Annotated in this window: 15 protein-coding genes and 2 pseudogenes; 12 read left to right on the top strand and 5 right to left on the bottom strand. The window is 66.7% G+C overall.

Features of this window, described 5'->3' with window-relative positions; genetic code table 11:
• Positions 1–177: 177 nt before the first annotated feature.
• The 5 genes and pseudogenes from ID132_RS13420 to ID132_RS01835 form a co-directional block, all read left to right on the top strand.
• Positions 178–705: pseudogene (locus ID132_RS13420) on the top strand (DNA glycosylase AlkZ-like family protein); the annotation flags it as partial.
• A complete protein-coding gene (locus ID132_RS13415; protein WP_328743418.1) occupies positions 617–1,327 on the top strand; it encodes a DNA glycosylase AlkZ-like family protein in 711 nt (236 codons plus the stop codon). The pseudogene ID132_RS13420 and the gene ID132_RS13415, both read left to right, overlap by 89 nt.
• A gap of 101 nt (positions 1,328–1,428) precedes the next feature.
• Positions 1,429–3,360: an HsdM family class I SAM-dependent methyltransferase gene (locus ID132_RS01845; RefSeq protein WP_193127726.1), complete on the top strand. Its 1,932-nt coding sequence runs from the start codon at positions 1,429–1,431 to the stop codon at positions 3,358–3,360.
• Complete coding sequence (locus ID132_RS01840; RefSeq protein WP_193127725.1) at positions 3,357–4,568, top strand: restriction endonuclease subunit S; 1,212 nt, start codon at positions 3,357–3,359, stop codon at positions 4,566–4,568. The genes ID132_RS01845 and ID132_RS01840 overlap by 4 nt, the downstream gene beginning before the upstream one ends.
• Entirely contained in the window at positions 4,565–7,678 is a 3,114-nt protein-coding gene (locus tag ID132_RS01835; RefSeq protein WP_193127724.1) for a type I restriction endonuclease subunit R, read from the top strand. Before ID132_RS01840 ends, ID132_RS01835 begins: the two co-directional genes overlap by 4 nt.
• Before the next feature lie 74 nt (positions 7,679–7,752).
• On the opposite strand, the gene ID132_RS01830 is transcribed toward ID132_RS01835, so the two are convergent.
• Positions 7,753–7,914, bottom strand: a complete 162-nt coding sequence (locus ID132_RS01830; protein WP_235988218.1) for a hypothetical protein — start codon at positions 7,912–7,914, stop codon at positions 7,753–7,755.
• A gap of 773 nt (positions 7,915–8,687) precedes the next feature.
• Between ID132_RS01830 and ID132_RS01820 the strand changes: the two genes are divergently transcribed.
• Positions 8,688–10,025, top strand: coding sequence for a M20/M25/M40 family metallo-hydrolase (locus tag ID132_RS01820; protein ID WP_193127722.1), 1,338 nt, complete (start codon positions 8,688–8,690; stop codon positions 10,023–10,025).
• Positions 10,025–10,576, top strand: coding sequence for a HutD family protein (locus ID132_RS01815; RefSeq protein ID WP_193127721.1), 552 nt, complete (start codon positions 10,025–10,027; stop codon positions 10,574–10,576). The genes ID132_RS01820 and ID132_RS01815 overlap by 1 nt, the downstream gene beginning before the upstream one ends.
• Before the next feature lie 44 nt (positions 10,577–10,620).
• Here the strand turns inward: ID132_RS01815 and ID132_RS01810 are convergent, their stop codons facing one another.
• The 3 genes from ID132_RS01810 to ID132_RS01800 form a co-directional block, all read right to left on the bottom strand.
• Positions 10,621–10,788 (bottom strand): hypothetical protein, encoded by a 168-nt coding sequence (locus ID132_RS01810; protein WP_164509808.1) that lies wholly within the window; start codon positions 10,786–10,788, stop codon positions 10,621–10,623.
• Complete coding sequence (locus ID132_RS01805) at positions 10,785–11,474, bottom strand: DsbA family oxidoreductase (protein WP_193127720.1); 690 nt, start codon at positions 11,472–11,474, stop codon at positions 10,785–10,787. Before ID132_RS01805 ends, ID132_RS01810 begins: the two co-directional genes overlap by 4 nt.
• Positions 11,475–11,567: 93 nt before the next feature.
• On the bottom strand, positions 11,568–11,870 hold the full coding sequence (locus ID132_RS01800; RefSeq protein WP_193127719.1) for a hypothetical protein: 303 nt from the start codon (positions 11,868–11,870) through the stop codon (positions 11,568–11,570).
• A 195-nt stretch (positions 11,871–12,065) separates the two neighbouring features.
• Here ID132_RS01800 and ID132_RS01795 point away from each other — a divergent pair, with 195 nt between their 5' ends.
• The gene (locus tag ID132_RS01795; protein ID WP_125107699.1) at positions 12,066–12,428 is read left to right on the top strand and encodes a YidH family protein; all 363 of its coding nucleotides are present in this window, start codon (positions 12,066–12,068) and stop codon (positions 12,426–12,428) included.
• A complete protein-coding gene (locus tag ID132_RS01790) occupies positions 12,425–12,769 on the top strand; it encodes a hypothetical protein (RefSeq protein ID WP_193127718.1) in 345 nt (114 codons plus the stop codon). The genes ID132_RS01795 and ID132_RS01790 overlap by 4 nt, the downstream gene beginning before the upstream one ends.
• A 160-nt stretch (positions 12,770–12,929) precedes the next feature.
• On the opposite strand, the pseudogene ID132_RS01785 reads toward ID132_RS01790, so the two are convergent.
• Positions 12,930–14,112 (bottom strand): annotated as a pseudogene (locus tag ID132_RS01785) (cobalamin-independent methionine synthase II family protein).
• A gap of 147 nt (positions 14,113–14,259) precedes the next feature.
• On the opposite strand from ID132_RS01785, the gene ID132_RS01780 reads away from it, so the two are divergent.
• The 3 genes from ID132_RS01780 (at position 14,260) to ID132_RS01770 (ending at position 15,704) form a co-directional block, all read left to right on the top strand.
• Entirely contained in the window at positions 14,260–14,742 is a 483-nt protein-coding gene (locus ID132_RS01780; RefSeq protein ID WP_193127717.1) for a helix-turn-helix domain-containing protein, read from the top strand.
• A gap of 8 nt (positions 14,743–14,750) precedes the next feature.
• Complete coding sequence (locus ID132_RS01775) at positions 14,751–15,299, top strand: PIN domain-containing protein (protein WP_193127716.1); 549 nt, start codon at positions 14,751–14,753, stop codon at positions 15,297–15,299.
• A gap of 132 nt (positions 15,300–15,431) precedes the next feature.
• A complete protein-coding gene (locus ID132_RS01770; RefSeq protein WP_413229335.1) occupies positions 15,432–15,704 on the top strand; it encodes an RNA-binding S4 domain-containing protein in 273 nt (90 codons plus the stop codon).
• Positions 15,705–15,780: the final 76 nt, after the last annotated feature.

Raw genomic sequence — 15,780 nt, 5'->3', positions numbered from 1 at the left:
GTGGGATCTTGGGGACACTCGGCGGGCAAAGGCGCACGCCGAGCGGGCGGCGCGTTGACGCGCCCAGGCTGGGTGACTAGCGTCAGCGGGGTGACCCGCACCCTGACTCTCGCCCAGGCGCGCCGCGTCGCCATCGCCGCGCAGGGGCTCGATCGCCCGCGCCCCGACACCGTGACGATGCGGCAGCTCACCGGCGTGCTCGACCGCATCGGACTGCTGCAGATCGACTCGGTCAACGTGCTCACCCGCGCCCACCTCCTCCCCCTCTACTCGCGCCTCGGCCCGTACGACACCGCGCTCGTCGACCGAGCCACGGGCGAGGCGCCGCATCGCCTCATGGAAACCTGGGCGCACGAAGCGACCTACGTGCCGGCCGCGACCTATCCGCTACTCACCTGGAAGCGCCGCAACTGGGGCAGCATGAACGCCGCGAACGTCGAGGCGAAGCATCCGGGCATCATGGAGCTCGTGCGCGGCATCGTCGCGGAGCACGGCCCGATCACCAACCGCGAACTCGAGCGCTACGTCGACGAGGCGCACGCCGAACGGCCGAGCGACGGCTGGGGCTGGTCATGGAGCGGCGCGAAGGTCGCCCTCGAGATCCTCTTTGACGAGGGTGTCGTCACCTCGACCCGCCGCAACGCACAGTTCGAGCGCGTCTACGACCTCACCGAGCGCGTGCTGCCGCCGGCCATCGCGGCGCAAGACAAGCCCGAGCGTGCNGGATGCGGTGCGCGAGCTCGTACGTATCTCGGCCCAGGCGCATGGCGTGGGCTCGCTCCGCTGCCTCGCCGACTACTTCCGTCTCGAGACCGCGAGCACGAAGCAGGCCATCGCCGAGCTCGTCGAACTTGGCGAGCTCGAGCCCGTGACCGTGCGCGGCTGGGATCGCGAGGTTTGGCTCGCGGCCGGCGCGCGCATCCCCCGCCGCACCGACGCGCGGGCGCTGCTCGTGCCGTTCGACCCGCTCGTGTTTGAGCGCCGGCGCCTGCTCGAGCTGTTCGGCATGCACTACCGCATCGAGATCTACACGCCAGCGGCCAAGCGCGTGCACGGCTACTACGTGCTGCCGTTCCTGCTCGGTGAACACCTCGTCGCCCGCGTCGACCTCAAGCACGACCGCGCGCGCGGTGTGCTGCTTGTGCGCTCGGCGTTCGCCGAACAGCCGGATGCGCTGGCCGCGAAGACCTGGCCGCGCGCGGATGTGGTGGTCGCGAACCTCGCCGAGGAGCTCGCGACGATGGCCCGCTGGCTCGGTGCCGACGCGGTCGAAGTCGAGGCGGATGCGCGCGGCGACCTCGCGACGCCGCTGCGCCTCGCGTCCTAAACAACGCGCGAACCGAAATTCCGTGTCGCTGGCGTGCGGCAAGATAGAAACATCGGCACTTCCCCCGCGCCGCCAGTTGTGAAGAAGGAACGCGTTCGCCTGTGGTCAATCACGTGAATTTCATTTGGAGTATTGCCGAGTCGCTGCGTGGCCCGTTCAAGCCGGCCGAATACGGCCAGGTCGTGCTGCCCTTCACGGTGCTGCGGCGCCTGGATGCGGTGCTCGCGGCGACGAAGCAGGACGTGCTCGCGCTCGCCGAGAGCCTCGGCAACGTGCCCGAGATTCTGCGCCACATGGAGCTCACGAAGGCGTCGGGCCAGGAGTTCTACAACATGAGCCCGTTCGACATGGCAAAGCTCATCGCCGACCCGAACGACCTGCGCCAAAACATCGCCGCGTATATCGCCGGGTTCTCCACCAACGTGCGCGATATCTTCGACCGCTTCGAATTCGAAACGACGCTGAACAAGCTCGCCGAGAAAAACAAACTCTTCGCGGTGACCGAAAAGTTCGCGCACGCCGACTTCCACCCCGACCGCGTCAGCAATATCGACATGGGCCTCATTTTTGAGGAGCTGATCCGCTGGGCAAACGAGAAGTCGAACGAGACGGCGGGCGACCACTACACCCCGCGCGAGGTGATCTCGCTCATGGTCGAGCTGCTGTTCGCGCTCGACGACGACGCGCTGTCGCGCTCGGGCGTCGTTCGCTCGATCTACGACCCGACGGCGGGCACGGGCGGCANCGAGTACCTGCGCCGCGCGAACCCGGGCATTCAGCTGAGCCTCTACGGCCAGGATTACAACGACTACTCCTACGCCATCTGCAAGGCCGACATGGTGATCAAGGGCCAGGACGTCGACAACATTCGCCTCGGCGACACCCTCACCGAGGACCAGTTCGAAGACAAGAAGTTCGACTACGGCCTCTCGAACCCGCCCTTCGGCGTGGATTGGAAGGACCAGCGCGCCTTCATCGACGACGAGCACGCCCGCCTCGGCTTCGCCGGCCGCTTCGGCCCCGGCACGCCCGCGGTGAGTGACGGCGCCATGCTGTTCCTCTTGCACCTCGTCAGCAAGATGCGCCGCCCCGAAGACGGCGGCTCGCGCGTCGGCATTGTGCTCAACGGCTCGCCGCTGTTCTCGGGCGGGGCGGGCGGCGGCGAGTCGAACATTCGCAAGTGGCTGCTCGACAACGACCTCGTCGAAGCCATCGTCGGCCTGCCGAAAGACATGTTCTACAACACGGGCATCTCGACGTACATCTGGGTGCTCAGCAACCGCAAGGACGCCGAACGCACGGGCAAGGTGCAGCTCATCGACGGGCGCGAGTTCTTCGTGAAGCTGCGTAAGGGCCTCGGCTCGAAGCGCAACGAGCTCTCGCGCGGCGACATCGCGCGCATCGTGCGGCTCTATGCCGAGTTCAAGGAGACCGAGCACTCGAAGATCTTCAGCAACGACGACTTCCTCTACCGCACGATCACGGTCGAGCGGCCGCTCAAGCTCAACTGGCAGGCCACGCCCGAGCGCATCGACGCGGTGTTCGAGACGCGCCCCGTCAAGAAGCTGAACGAGGCGGATGCGCAGATACTGCGCGACGCGCTCGTCGCCCTGGGGGCGGAGCAGGTCTGGAAGAACCGTGGCGAGTTCCAGCAGGCGCTCAAGCAAGCAGTCAAGGGCCGGATGCTGTTGCCGGCACCGCTGCTGAAGGCGATCACGACGGCGCTCGGCGAGCAGGACGACACCGCCGAGGTCTGCACCGATGCGAAGGGCAAGCCCGAGCCCGATACCTCGCTGCGCGACACCGAGAACGTGCCGTGGAACGAGGATGTCGACGAGTACGTGGCCCGCGAGGTGCTCCCCTTCGTGGCCGACGCCTGGGTCGACCACTCGAAGACCAAGGAGGGCGCGGAGATTCCCTTCACCCGCCACTTCTACAAGTACGTACCGCCGCGCCCGCTCGAGGAGATCGACCGCGACCTCAACGAGGTCATGGACCAGCTCCGCACCATGCTCGCGGAGGTAGAGCGTTGAGCGACGGAAGCTCTAGCTTCGAACTATTCTCGCTCCGCCGGCTAGCGAGGATTGTCAACGGAGGCACCCCACCGTCAAGCGACGCAAGTTCCTGGGGCGGCGATATTCCGTTCGTTACGCCGCCGGATCTCAATGGCTTGGACGGCCAGCCAATTAGGTCAACGGCGCGCACGATTACCGCGGACGGTCTCGCGCACACTGGAGTGGCTCCGGCTGGCAGTGTCGTAGTCTCGACCCGCGCACCAATCGGACACGTCGGCCGCGCTTCGACAAGGATTGCCTTCAACCAGGGCTGCAAGGCTTTGTTGCCGGAACCAGGCATGAACTCTCGATTCCTCGCGTATTCGGTTATTTCAGCACGGGTGGAAATGGAAGCGAATGGATTGGGGACCACATTTCTCGAGCTCTCTTCCACTTCACTTGGTGAGATGCGGCTTCCTTCGCCCGAGCTATCGACACAGAAATCAATCGCCGACTACCTGGACCGGGAGACGGCGCAGATAGACGCGTTCATCGCGAAGAACGAGGAACTCATCGCGCTCCTCACCGAGCGTCGGGTCGCAGCTATCAACCGGGAGTTTCAAAACCAGCCGTCGAATGCGCGAATTGATCACGCCTGTGAATCCGTCGTTGATTGCCCACACACGACCCCACCGTTTGATGAGGATGGCGAGTTCGAGGCGGTCAGAACCGCGTCAGTCCGGGATGGGAAGTTTCGCCCGAATCAGGGAATTCGAGTCAACAGGAGAACTTGGCTAGACCGAAATGTCTCGCGCGGACCACGTATAGGCGACATCCTCTTCACGCGCGAAGCACCAGCCGGTGAGGCCTGCATGGTTCCATCGACACAAATATGCCTTGGACAACGAATGGTGTTACTTCGCATCGATCCAAGCAAGGCCCATGGAGACTTTGTTTTGTGGCAATTGTATTCCCACAAGGTAGCAACTCACTTTGCGCGCGCTGCCAATGGCTCAACTGTGACCAATATCAGGTTGCCGCTGCTCCGCGCCACGCCTATTTGGCTGCCGAGTTTGGACACTCAGAGCAATGTTCTCCAACGTTTGAAGGCAGTGGGAGACAAGACCGATGCTGCTATCGCCACGGCACACAGCGCAATCGAGCTCGCGAAGGAGCGTCGCGCCGCGCTGATCTCGGCGGCCGTGACTGGCAAGATCGATGTGAGCAAGGAGGCTGTTTCGGTATGAGCACGCACGGGGCGCATCGGGAGTCGGTGCTCGAGACCGAGATCGCCGAGTATCTCGCGGCAAACGAGTGGCTCTACTCCCCCACCGACGAGGGCTACGCCCGCGAGCTCGCGCTCTACCCCGACGACGTCTTTGCATGGCTGGCGGAATCCCAGCCCGAGACGCACGCGAAGGTCATCCGCGCATCCGACAGCCCTGCGCAGCAGGCAGCGGCCAAGGCCGACCTCCTGCGCAACTTGACCAAGCGCCTCGACAACGACCCGTTCAAGAACGGCGGCACCCTGCGCATCCTGCGCGAGGGGTTCACGTTCGTGCCGATGCGCGGCGGGTCGATCAAGGTCGATATGGCGCAGTTCCGCCCCGCGACCTCGATCAACCCGGCCACGCAGGCGCGCTACGAGGCGGTGCGGCTGCGGGTGATGCGGCAGGTGCACTACTCGACGCGCCACCCGAACCGCGCGCTCGACCTCGTGCTGTTCATCAACGGCCTGCCCGTCGCGACGATCGAGCTGAAGACCGACTTCACGCAGTCGGTCGGCAACGCGGTGACGCAGTATCAGTTCGACCGCAACCCCGCCGGCGAGCCGCTGTTCGGCTACGGCCGGCGCTCGCTCGTGCACTTCGCCGTCTCGAACAGCGCGGTGAAGATGACGACGAAGCTCGCGGGCGCGAAGACCCGCTTCTTGCCCTTCGACCAGGGCGACAACGAGGGCGCGGGCAACCCGCCGAACCCGCACGGCTCGGCCACCGCCTACTTCTGGCAGGAGATTCTGCAGCGCGACACCTGGCTGCAGCTGTTCGGCTCGTTCGTGCACACCCAGATCGACGTCGACACCAACCCCGACACGGGCAAGAAAACGCGCACCGAGAAGATCCTCTTCCCCCGCTACCACCAGTGGCGCGCCGTGACCCGGCTAGTCGCCGCAGCCCGCGCCGAGGGCGCCGGGCAGCGCTACCTCATTCAACACTCGGCGGGCTCGGGCAAGACGAACTCGATCTCGTGGCTCGCGCACCAGCTCTCACAGCTGCACGGCGCCGACAACGAGCGCATCTTCGACACCGTCGTCGTGGTCACCGACCGCACCGTGCTCGACAAGCAGTTGCAGGACGCGATCGCGCAGTTCGAGAAGCAGGCCGGCGTCGTGCAGTCGATCACGCGCGACTCGGGCGACTCGAAGTCGAAGGTGCTCGCCCAGGCGCTCGTGGCGGGCAAACACATCGTGATCGTGACGATCCAGACGTTCGAGGCGCTCATCGACACGATCCAGCAGCTGCCCGAGCTGCGCGGCCGCCGCTTCGCGGTGATCGCCGACGAGGCCCACTCGTCGCAGACCGGCTCGACCGCGGGCGCGCTCACCAAGGTGCTCTCGCCCGACGAGCGCGCCGCCGTGGCCGAGGGTGCGCCGATCGACTCGGAGGCGTACCTGCAGTGGGCGATGGCGGTCACCGCCGGCGCCTCGAACATCTCGTACTTCGCGTTCACGGCGACGCCGAAGCAGAAGACGCTCGAGCTGTTCGGGCGGGTGCCCGAGGGCGGCACGCTGCCCGAGCCGTTCGACCTCTACTCGATGCAGCAGGCGATCGAGGAGGGGTTCATCCTCGACGTGCTCGAGAACTACACGCCCTACAAGGTCGCGTGGGAGCTGCAGCATCCGGGCGCCGACTACGACGGCAGCGAGCCCGTCGACGAGTCGACCGCGGCGAAGGCCCTCGTGCAGTACGTGCGCCTGCACCCGACAAACATCAGCCAGAAAGCGAAGATCGTCGTCGACCACTTCCGCAGCTTTGTCGCGCCGCTGCTCGACGGCAAGGCGAAGGCCATGGTCGTCACCGGCTCGCGCAAAGAGGCCGTGCGGTGGAAGAAGTACCTCGACCAGTACCTGGTCGACGCGCACATCCAGGGCGTGCAGGCCCTCGTCGCCTTCTCGGGCACGGTCGACGACCCCGAGGACGTGGGCACGGACCTCACCGAGGCGAAGCTGAACAAGGGCGCGGGCACCGCCGACCTCGCCGAGGCGTTCAAGCGGTCGACCTACAACGTGATGATCGTCGCCGAGAAGTTCCAGACCGGCTTCGACCAGCCGCGGCTCGTGAGCATGTACGTCGACAAGAAGCTCGGCGGCGTGCAGGCCGTGCAGACGCTCTCGCGCCTCAACCGCATGTACCCGGGCAAAGACAAGACGTACGTGCTCGACTTCGTCAACGAGCCCGAGGAGATCCTCGCCGCATTCCTGCCGTACTACCGCAAGGCATCGCTGACGGCGACGACCGACCCGAACCTCATCTACGACCTCGTCGGCAAGCTCGATGTGTCGGGCATCTACACGATGGAGGAGGTCGAGCGGGCCTTCGACGCCGCGCTCGCTGGTGGCGCGAACGCGAACAGCAAGATTAGCGCAGCGACCCGGCCCGCCGTCGACCGCTTCCAGCACCGGTGGTTCGAGGCCGTGATGAGCCGCGACGAGGCCGCGCAGGAGGAGCTGCTGCTGTTCAAGCGCGACGCGCAGGCGTTCGTGAAGTTCTACGACTTCATCTCGCAGGCGCGCAACCTCGAGGACACCGGCTTGCCTCGGCGGCACTATTTCTTCCGGCGCATCCTGCCGCAGTTGCGGACGGCGACGGTCGATGAGCCGATCGACATTTCGCAGGTCGAGCTGCGCAGCTACCGCATCTCGAAGGGCGAGACCGTCAAGCTCACGCTCGAGCAGGGCCCGGGCCTCGACCCGATCACCGCGATTGGCTCGGGTGCGGTGCACGAGAAGCATCGCGACGAGCTGCAGAAGATCATCGACAAGCTCAACGAGCGCTACGGCGGCAAACACCCGCCCGGCGCTGTCGACTACACGTTCAACAACGTGCTCATGCGCCTCTCCCGCGACGAGGAGCTCGCCGAACAGGCGCAACACAACACCTCGCATCAGTTCGAGGAGTCGCCAGCGCTACCCCGGGCCTTCGCGCGGGCGATGATGCGCGCCCGCAGCGAAACCCCGCAGATCATCGACGACGTCCTGGGCGACTCGGAGATCTTCGCGGAGCTCGCCCGGGCAATCCCCGCGATGCTCTACGAGACCTTCAGAAAGAACGGTCGCCCCGAAGACCCCCGCGCTTAGACAGATACATCCCGGTTGGATGGCGTTCAGGGCGATTCCCCTCAACGCCACCCAACCGGGATGGGACGTCTGGGCTACTTCTTGTTCGCGAGGCGCCAGCGCTGACCCGGGTCGGTCGCGATGCGCAGCCACTGAGCGAGCACGTTCGCACAGACCGTCGTGATGACGATCGCGAGACCGGGCAGCACGGACTGCCACCAGGCGATCGACAGGTACTCGCGGCCCTGGGCCACCATGAGACCCCAGCTGAGGTCCGGCGGCTGGATGCCGATACCGAGGAACGCAAGCTGCGCCAGCGCATGCAGATGGTCTACCAGAGCCCGTTCGACTCGCTCAACCCGCGCATGAACCTGCAGCAGATCATTAGCGAGCCGCTGAAGTCATTCAAGGTCGGCGACGCCGCCGCACAGAAGAAGCGCGCCCGCGACCTGCTCGACCAGGTGTCGCTGCCGTCGAATCTCATCGACCGGTTCCCGGATGAGCTCTCGGGCGGCCAACGCNCGTCGCGATCGCGCGCGCCCTCGCGCTCGAGCCCGAGTTCGTCGTGCTCGACGAGGCGGTGTCGGCGCTCGACGTGTCGGTGCAGGCGCAGATTCTCAAGCTGCTCGACGAGCTGCAGGGCGAGCTCGGCCTGAGCTACCTCTTTNTTACCCACGACCTCGGCGTCGTCGCCGAGTCGGCCGACACCGTCGCCGTGATCCAGCACGGCAAGATGCTCGAGTACGGCCCCGCCGCCGAGATCTTCCGTCACCCGCAGAGCGACTACACGCGCAAGCTGCTCGACGCGGTGCCGAGCCTGTAGCCCGCGCCCGCGCTGGCCGCGCATCCGCCTTCGCGCTCACTTTGTGGGTGGTTCGGCCGGCGCGTAACAGTGTTGCGGGGCGCGTGCGACATACTCGGTCACACGGCTTGGGATGCCCAGGGTCGCCCGCTTGACTGGATGCACGGCCCGGACACCGCGACACGGCGCGGTCCGGGCCGGCCAACTTCCACGACGGCAGGAGCGCCAATGACGACCCCCGACCACGCCGCCGCGGTGCGAAGACTCGAGGACGAGGCGCTCGAGTTCACGCGGCAGCTGATTCGCATCGAGAGCGTCAACACGGGCGATCTCGCGACGATCGGTGACGGCGAGACGCGCGCCGCGAGGCTCGTGCAGGAGTGGCTCGGCGAGGTCGGTATCGAGGGTGAGTTCTTCGAACCGCATCCCGGCCGCGGCTCGTTCGTCGCGCGCGTGCCGGGGAGTGACTCTTCGGAGCCCGCACTGCTCGCACACGCGCACCTCGACGTCGTGCCGGTCGATGCGCGCGACTGGACCGCGCCGCCCTTCGGCGCCGAGGTGCGCGACGGGTTCTTGTACGGCCGCGGTGCCGTTGACATGAAGCACTTCGCTGGCACGCTCGTGGCCGTGGTGCGGCACTTCGCACGCACGGGTGTGCGGGCGCGGCGCGATCTCGTCCTCGCGTTTCTCGCCGATGAAGAGGCGGGCGGGGTCTGGGGCTCGCGGTGGCTCGTGCGCAATCGGCCCGAGTTGTTCTCGGGCGTGACCGAGTCGATCAGCGAAGTCGGCGGGTTCTCCGTGCCCTTGGATGCGTCGGGCCGACGCGCGTACCTGCTCGCGACCGGCGAGAAGGGCCCGGCGACGGTCGCGCTGACCGCGCGCGGGGCCGCCCGGCACGCCTCAGGATTGTCGTCGGAGAACACGGTGGTTGCGCTGGCCGAGGCGGTCGCGCGCATCGCGGCGTACGAGTTTCCGGTCGCGCGCACGGGTGCGCTCGAGGCTTTCCTGGATGCGTTTGGTCGCGCCCGCGGCCGCGCGTTCGACGAGGCGACGCTCGAGGCTGAGCTCGCGGGGCTCGAGATCGCGGGTCCGCTCGTCGGTGCCGGCCTGCGCACGACGGCGACCCCGACCGTGCTCGAGGCCGGCGGCAAGCCGAACGTCGTGCCGGGGCGTGCATCCGCGCTCGTCGATGTGCGGGTGGTTCCGGGGCAGGACGAGCTCGTGCGCGCGACCCTGCGCGAGCTCGCGGGGCCCGATATCGTGATCGAGGAGCGCGCCTGGTTCCGCGGCACGGAGTCGCCGGCGTCGGGGGCGTTCGTTGAGGTGCTGCGCGAGGCGATCGCGGTCGAGGATGCGCAGGGCGAGGTCGTGCCGTACATGCTGCCCGCGAGCACCGACAACAAGCATTTCTCGACGCTCGGCATCGCCGGGTACGGGTTTACTCCCCTGCGGGTGCCGCTCGACTTCGACGTGTTCGCGCAGTTCCACGCCGCCGACGAGCGCGTGCCCGTCGAGGCGCTGCAGTTTGGGGCGCGCGTGACGGCGCGTGTGTTGGAGCGGGCGTAGTGGTGGGTGCTGAGGGTGCGCCTGGCCGGCCCGCGGGTTGGCGGGTGGTCCGCTCGCTGCGCGACCGTGAGTCGGCCCCGTGGGCGAATGGCCTCGGATCGACGACCGAGCTGGTCGGCCTCGATGAGGAGGTGCCGGGAATCGTTCGCGACGGCCGCCGGTGGAAGCTCAGCGTCGCGGACCTCGAGCAGCCCGCAGACTTCTCACCGCTGCCGGGGCTGCACCGCACGTTCGTGCCGGTGGGCGCATCCGTCTCACTTGAGGTCGACGGCCGCGTGCACCTGGTTGGCGATGGCGTGCTGCTGCNCTTCGGCGGCGGCGCGGCCACCGCGCTCGTCGCGCTCAGTGCGCCCTGCAACGCCGTGAATCTCATGGCCGAAAGTGCGGACTTCGACCTGCGGGTTGTCACGTCTGCCGCGGATGCGCCGGGTGCGATCGTGCTCATCGCGCTCGCCGATTCGGAGTTGGTTTCGCGGTTCGACCTGCTCGTGCCGGACGGTTCACTCGGCAACGGCGACCTCCCCGCAAGCCTCGGCGCGATTGTCGCCTGAGCCTCGACGCCGCGGTCGGTCAACGAGTCGGAGTTGTGCGGCAGCTAGTCGCAGGTGCCGCCGATCGAGCAGGTGGTCGTGGTGACCGCCCCGCCAAGGAGTCCGTCGAGGCCCTGAATCGCGGGCAGCGACGTAGCCGATTCGCCCGCGGCGGATGCCGTGGTCACGGCGTCGCCGAGGTCTTGCACCGAGGTTTCGCGCGGCTCGCTCACTTCGCGGCCTCAGCATCCTGCTCGGCGACGAGCGAGCGCACGACCTGGCGGAAGGTGTCGAGCGGCAGTGCGCCCGGCGCGGTGTACTTGTGGTTGAAGAGGAAGAACGGCACGCCCTGGGCGCCGAGCATCTGGGCGCGGCGGGCCTCTTCGGTGACCTCCTGGTTGAAGTCGTCACCGGCGAGCACTTCGCGGGTGTGCTCCTCGTCGAGGCCCTGCTGCTGCGCGCTCGCGACGATCTCGTCCTCGTTGAACGGGTTCACGTCGCCGGCGAAGTAGCGGCGCTGCAGGTCGAGGAAGAACGCGTCGCCGTCACCACCGTTGTCGATGACCGCCTGGCGCACGCGGTGCAGTGGGCGGGTGTTCGCCATCGGGCGCTCGGTCGCGTAGGGGCGTCCGATCTCGTCGGCGAGGCCGTGGATCTGCTGCTCCATCTGCTCGATCTGCTCGCGGGGCATGCCCTTGCGGCGGGCGAGGTGGTCGACGTTGGTCTCGCTGCCGTCGCCGACGGGCGAGGTCGGGTCGAGCTCGAACGCGTGCAGCTCGATCTTGAAGCGGTCGCTGAGGCCCTCGGCCTCGAGGGCATCGTGGAGGCGCGATTCGCCGATGTAGCACCACGGGCAGACGACGTCGGTCCAGATATCAATGGCGATCGGCTCGGGAGTGGTCTGCGTGTTCGAAGTCATGCCCGAGACAACGCGGCATGCGCCCCTCAAATTCCCGCGCGCCCGCGCATCCCTGGTAGGTCCATGGGTGTTGCGGGGCGGCAGACGCAGGGCTCAGAACAGCGCCCGCCACGGCTGGAACAGGGCGAAGTTCGCGAGGCCGGCGATGAGCCCGAGGATGCACAGCATGAGTCCGACGCCCGCGAGAATCGCGCCGACCGGCGCGAGCGGAACCGTCAGCAAGCCGAAGAAGCCGATGAACGACTCAGGGTTCAGCAGTTGGAGGGTGGCGATGACCAAGAAGTACACGGGAGGAATCAGCGACAGTGCCCCGAACACTACCGCGGTGACGGCCTTGCCTCGTCCTGGTTGGAATGCCTCGCTCACCGGCGTGACCGGCCGCAGAACTTCGCTCATGAGCGTCACAGTAGCCCAGCATCCGCCGCCCCTGACCGAACGCAAGATTGCAGTTTCATCCCCGCGCGCATCCGGCATTCCGGCCATGATCATGGGTGTCGCGTTTGGGCCCATTTCCCGGCCGAGTTCGCGCCCGAATGGGGCGAAACGCACCACCTATGGCCCGGCGTGACGCGGGCGGCGCACAATGGGGGCATGTCTGCAGAGTCGCGGTTTCCGAAGTCGGTCTATGCGTCGGGCGAAGAGCCGGATGCGCGCTTCACGCTGTCGAACGAGCGCACGTTTCTCGCGTGGATGCGCACGGCGATCGCGCTGATCGCGTGCGGCATCGCGCTGCAGCTGCTCGGCCAGCAGCTGCACGAGGTGATGCGGATGCTCGCGGCCGTCGCGCTCGTGCTGACCGGCATCGTGCTCGCGGTCGCCGCGTGGTTTTCGTGGATGCGCACCGAGCGCGCGCTGCGCCGCGACGAGCCGCTGCCGCGCACGCCGCTCGGGCTGATCTTGTCGATCTCGGTCGCGGTATCGGGCGCGCTGCTCGTCGCGGCGATGTTGCTATGACGCTGCATTCGTACGACCCCGATGAGGTCGCGCTGCCGCGCAGCGAGACGCGGTTTGCGTGGCAGCGCACCGCGCTCGAGATCGGCATCTATTCGCTGCTCTGGTCGCGGCTCATGCTCGGGCGCCCGGGCGAGGATGTGCTCGCGCTGCTCGGCTACCTCGGCATCGCTGCCGCGGCCGCGCTCTATCTTGGGGCGAGCATCCGCCACTCGGGCCGACGGCCGGTGTTCAATAGCGCGCCGTGGCTGCAGCTGGCGCTGCTGCTCGGGACGGTCGGGGCGGGCGTCGTCGCCCTCGTCGTGATCGCGCTGTCGCTACTGCCGCAGGCGGTCACGCCGTAGGTCGGGCCGCGCGTCTGGGTGGTGAAGGCGGTGTCCAAGCCACGTTCGATGCGGTTTTCTACGATCGTCATTTCTGCCGCTGCCATCTCCGCGGCATCGATCTCGGGCCACAGAAAACGCGAAGAGGCCCCGCACATGCCGGGCCCCTCAGCGACAGCGACTAGATGCGGGCGACCGCGCGGCGCGCGCCCTCACCGAGCGAATCGAGCTTCGCCCAGGCGATCTGCGGGTGGATGCGGCCACCGAGGCCGCAGTCGGTCGACGCGATGACGCGCTCGGGGCCGACAATCTTCGCGAAGCGCGCGATGCGCTGCGCGACGAGGTCAGGGTGCTCGACGAGGTTCGTCGAGTGGCTCACGACGCCGGGCACGAGCACGAGGTCGTCGGGGATGATCGCCTTGTTCTCTTCCCAGATCTCCCACTCGTGCTCGTGGCGCGCGTTAGCAGCCTCGAACGAGACCTGGCCGACGTTCGCCGAAAGCACGGTCTTGAGGATGTGCTTGAGNCCACGAGCCCCAGCAGAGGTGCAGGCGCACGAGTTCCTTCGGCAGACCCTTGATCGCCTCATTGATCGCGTCGATGCGGATCTGCGTGAACGCGAGGTAGTCCTCGACGCTCGGCTCGGGGTTGATCTGGTCCCAGTTCTCGGCGAGCGACGGGTCGTCGAGCTGCACGATGAGGCCGGCATCGGTGACGGCCTTGTACTCCTCGTGGAGCGCGGGGATCCAGGCGTCGATGTGCTCCTGCTCGCTCGCGTAGAAGTCGTTCTGGATGCGCGCGGCCGAGCCGGGCGCGATCGCGGTGATGAAGCCGCGCTCGCCAGCCTCGAGCGCCGCGGCGAGGTTGCGCACGTCGGTGGCAATCGCATCCTGGCCGACGTACTCGATCTCGCCGGTCGTTGCCGGCCACTCGGTCGCGTTCTTGCCCGTGCCCATGCCGCTGTTCGGGTCGGCGTAGGCCTCCGCGAAGATCGTCCAGTCGCGGCGGTCGGGGAACGAGGTGAGCTGCACGTTGCCCGGCGTCGAGCGCACGGGCTCCTGCGTGAACGGGTTGTCGCCGGTGAGCGAGAGGCCCTTGTTGCGCTGGAACGAGTAGGTCCACCACGCGCCGTAATCGACCGGGCTCGACATGGCCTTGCCGAACTCACCGTCGCCGGGCTGCGTGATGCCGAGCTCGCGCTGGCGCTCGACGACGTCGCGCACCGCCTCGGTCACGAGGGCGTCGTATTCGGGCGTCGACTGCAGGGTGAACCCGTCCTCAGACAGGGTGCGCGACGCGTTCGCGTCGATGAGGGCCTGGGTACGCGGCAGGCTTCCGGCGGTGGTGGTTTCGATCTGCGTCATAGTGATCAAAAGCTAACGAACCACCCCGAATTTTCTGGGGTTTGTGACGATCTGCGACGTTTTCGGGCGGGTGGCGGATGCGCGGATCACTCTTTCTGTTTTCGAATATTTCGAATATGCTTGAGATCCAGCACGGATGGGAAAATTATGCGAAGCACCATCGATGACGACAACGGGCGCACCTACGTTCCAGACGAGAACGAGGAGCGCCTCCTGTCGCGGTTGTCGGACGAACTCAACAGCCAAGCGCGAACTGGTTCGAAGATGCGGATCATCTCGGGCGATGGCGACGAGCTGGAACTTCCCGCGCGCCTGTTCGACATCATTCGACAGGTCGCCACGACACTGAGCCAAGGCCGCGGAATCACCGTGATGCCCCACGACACTGTCTTGACTACGCAGGAGGCGGCTGACTTTCTTGGCATCTCCCGCCCGACCCTGGTGAAGCACCTGGCCGCGGGCGATATACCCTTCTCCCTGGTCGGGCGCCATCGACGCGTCCGTCTTGCTGATCTCCTGAAGTTCCAGGCTGAGGACCGCGCGGCGCGGCGCGCACTCCTTCGCCGGGCCGCCCGCGAAGGCCAGGAAGACGGGCTGTTCGGCATCGTTTACGAACCGGAATCCGAGTAGGCCAAGCGATGGCGTTCCCGGCGTTCCTCGACACCTGCACGGTCTTCGGCGGCACGCTCAACGACCTGTTTCTCACGATTGCCGAAACTCACACCTATCGCCCACTGTGGTCAACTGGCGTTCTCGACGAACTGGAGAGGAATCTACTGAAGCGCGGTCTCGCCCAAAGCGCCGTCGATCGACGCATCAATGCGATGCGAGGAGGGTTCCCCGATGCCGAGATCCGCGGCTACGAGGACCTAATTCCACAAATGACGTGCGACACCGACGACCGGCACGTCCTCGCCGCCGCCATCAGAGGCGATGCAGCGGTACTGGTTACCTTCAATTTGCGACACTTTCCGGCAGAGTCGCTCGAGCGATACGACATCGCGGCGATCCACCCCGACGAGTTTCTGCTCGATCAGCTCGATCTGCATCAAGCAACCACGTGCCAAGCAGTTCGAAACCTCGTCAGCGCCTACGAGAATCCACCACTGACGACAAGCGCGCTACTTGCCCAGCTCGAGCGAGCCGGGGTGCCGAAATTCGCCAAGACGGTCGGCCGCCTTCTCTGATCGCAACTTCGATCCGTGTCTTTGCCCGCGGACCGTCTTGCCTGCGGCGGCGCCCAGCCCGCGGCGTGGAGCCACGCGACGCAATTGAGGAGGAGGTCGAGCGCGAACTCAGCGGCGCGCTAGCCTGGCGGCATGACGAGCAGCGACCCCATTGAGAGCATCATGATCGACGGCGACATGATCCGCCTCGGGCAATTCCTGAAGTTCTCGGGCCTGCTCGACACCGGCGGCGACGCGAAGGAACTCGTTGCTGAGGGCCTTGTCGCGGTGAACGGCGAGGNTCGACACCCGCCGCGGCCGCCAGCTCCACGACGGCGACCTCGTCTCCCTCGGCGACCACACCGTGAGCGTGCGTGCGAACGGCGCGTAGGTTTCGCCAATCCCTGCATTTGTCAACACGCTTGAAGTAATGGAGCCGTTTGAGCGACCTCGCAGCCTCCAAAACCATAGGAACACCACCCACCGATACAGAGGAGGGGAT

Origin of the sequence: Gulosibacter sediminis (assembly GCF_014904065.1) — a bacterium.
GTDB classification, from domain to species: domain Bacteria; phylum Actinomycetota; class Actinomycetes; order Actinomycetales; family Microbacteriaceae; genus Gulosibacter; species Gulosibacter sediminis.
This window is presented reverse-complemented; position numbering and strand designations above follow the sequence as displayed.

What these genes read in the sequence shown, in the direction of transcription:
- ID132_RS01835 (WP_193127724.1), top strand. Translation starts at nt 4,565, where the DNA reads ATGAGCACGCACGGGGCGCATCGGGAGTCGGTGCTCGAGACCGAGATC.
- ID132_RS01820 (WP_193127722.1), top strand. Translation starts at nt 8,688, where the DNA reads ATGACGACCCCCGACCACGCCGCCGCGGTGCGAAGACTCGAGGACGAG.
- ID132_RS01800 (WP_193127719.1), bottom strand. Translation starts at nt 11,870, where the DNA reads ATGAGCGAAGTTCTGCGGCCGGTCACGCCGGTGAGCGAGGCATTCCAA.
- ID132_RS01775 (WP_193127716.1), top strand. Translation starts at nt 14,751, where the DNA reads ATGGCGTTCCCGGCGTTCCTCGACACCTGCACGGTCTTCGGCGGCACG.
- ID132_RS01830 (WP_235988218.1), bottom strand. Translation starts at nt 7,914, where the DNA reads ATGGTGGCCCAGGGCCGCGAGTACCTGTCGATCGCCTGGTGGCAGTCC.
- ID132_RS01780 (WP_193127717.1), top strand. Translation starts at nt 14,260, where the DNA reads ATGCGAAGCACCATCGATGACGACAACGGGCGCACCTACGTTCCAGAC.
- ID132_RS01790 (WP_193127718.1), top strand. Translation starts at nt 12,425, where the DNA reads ATGACGCTGCATTCGTACGACCCCGATGAGGTCGCGCTGCCGCGCAGC.
- ID132_RS01805 (WP_193127720.1), bottom strand. Translation starts at nt 11,474, where the DNA reads ATGACTTCGAACACGCAGACCACTCCCGAGCCGATCGCCATTGATATC.
- ID132_RS01795 (WP_125107699.1), top strand. Translation starts at nt 12,066, where the DNA reads ATGTCTGCAGAGTCGCGGTTTCCGAAGTCGGTCTATGCGTCGGGCGAA.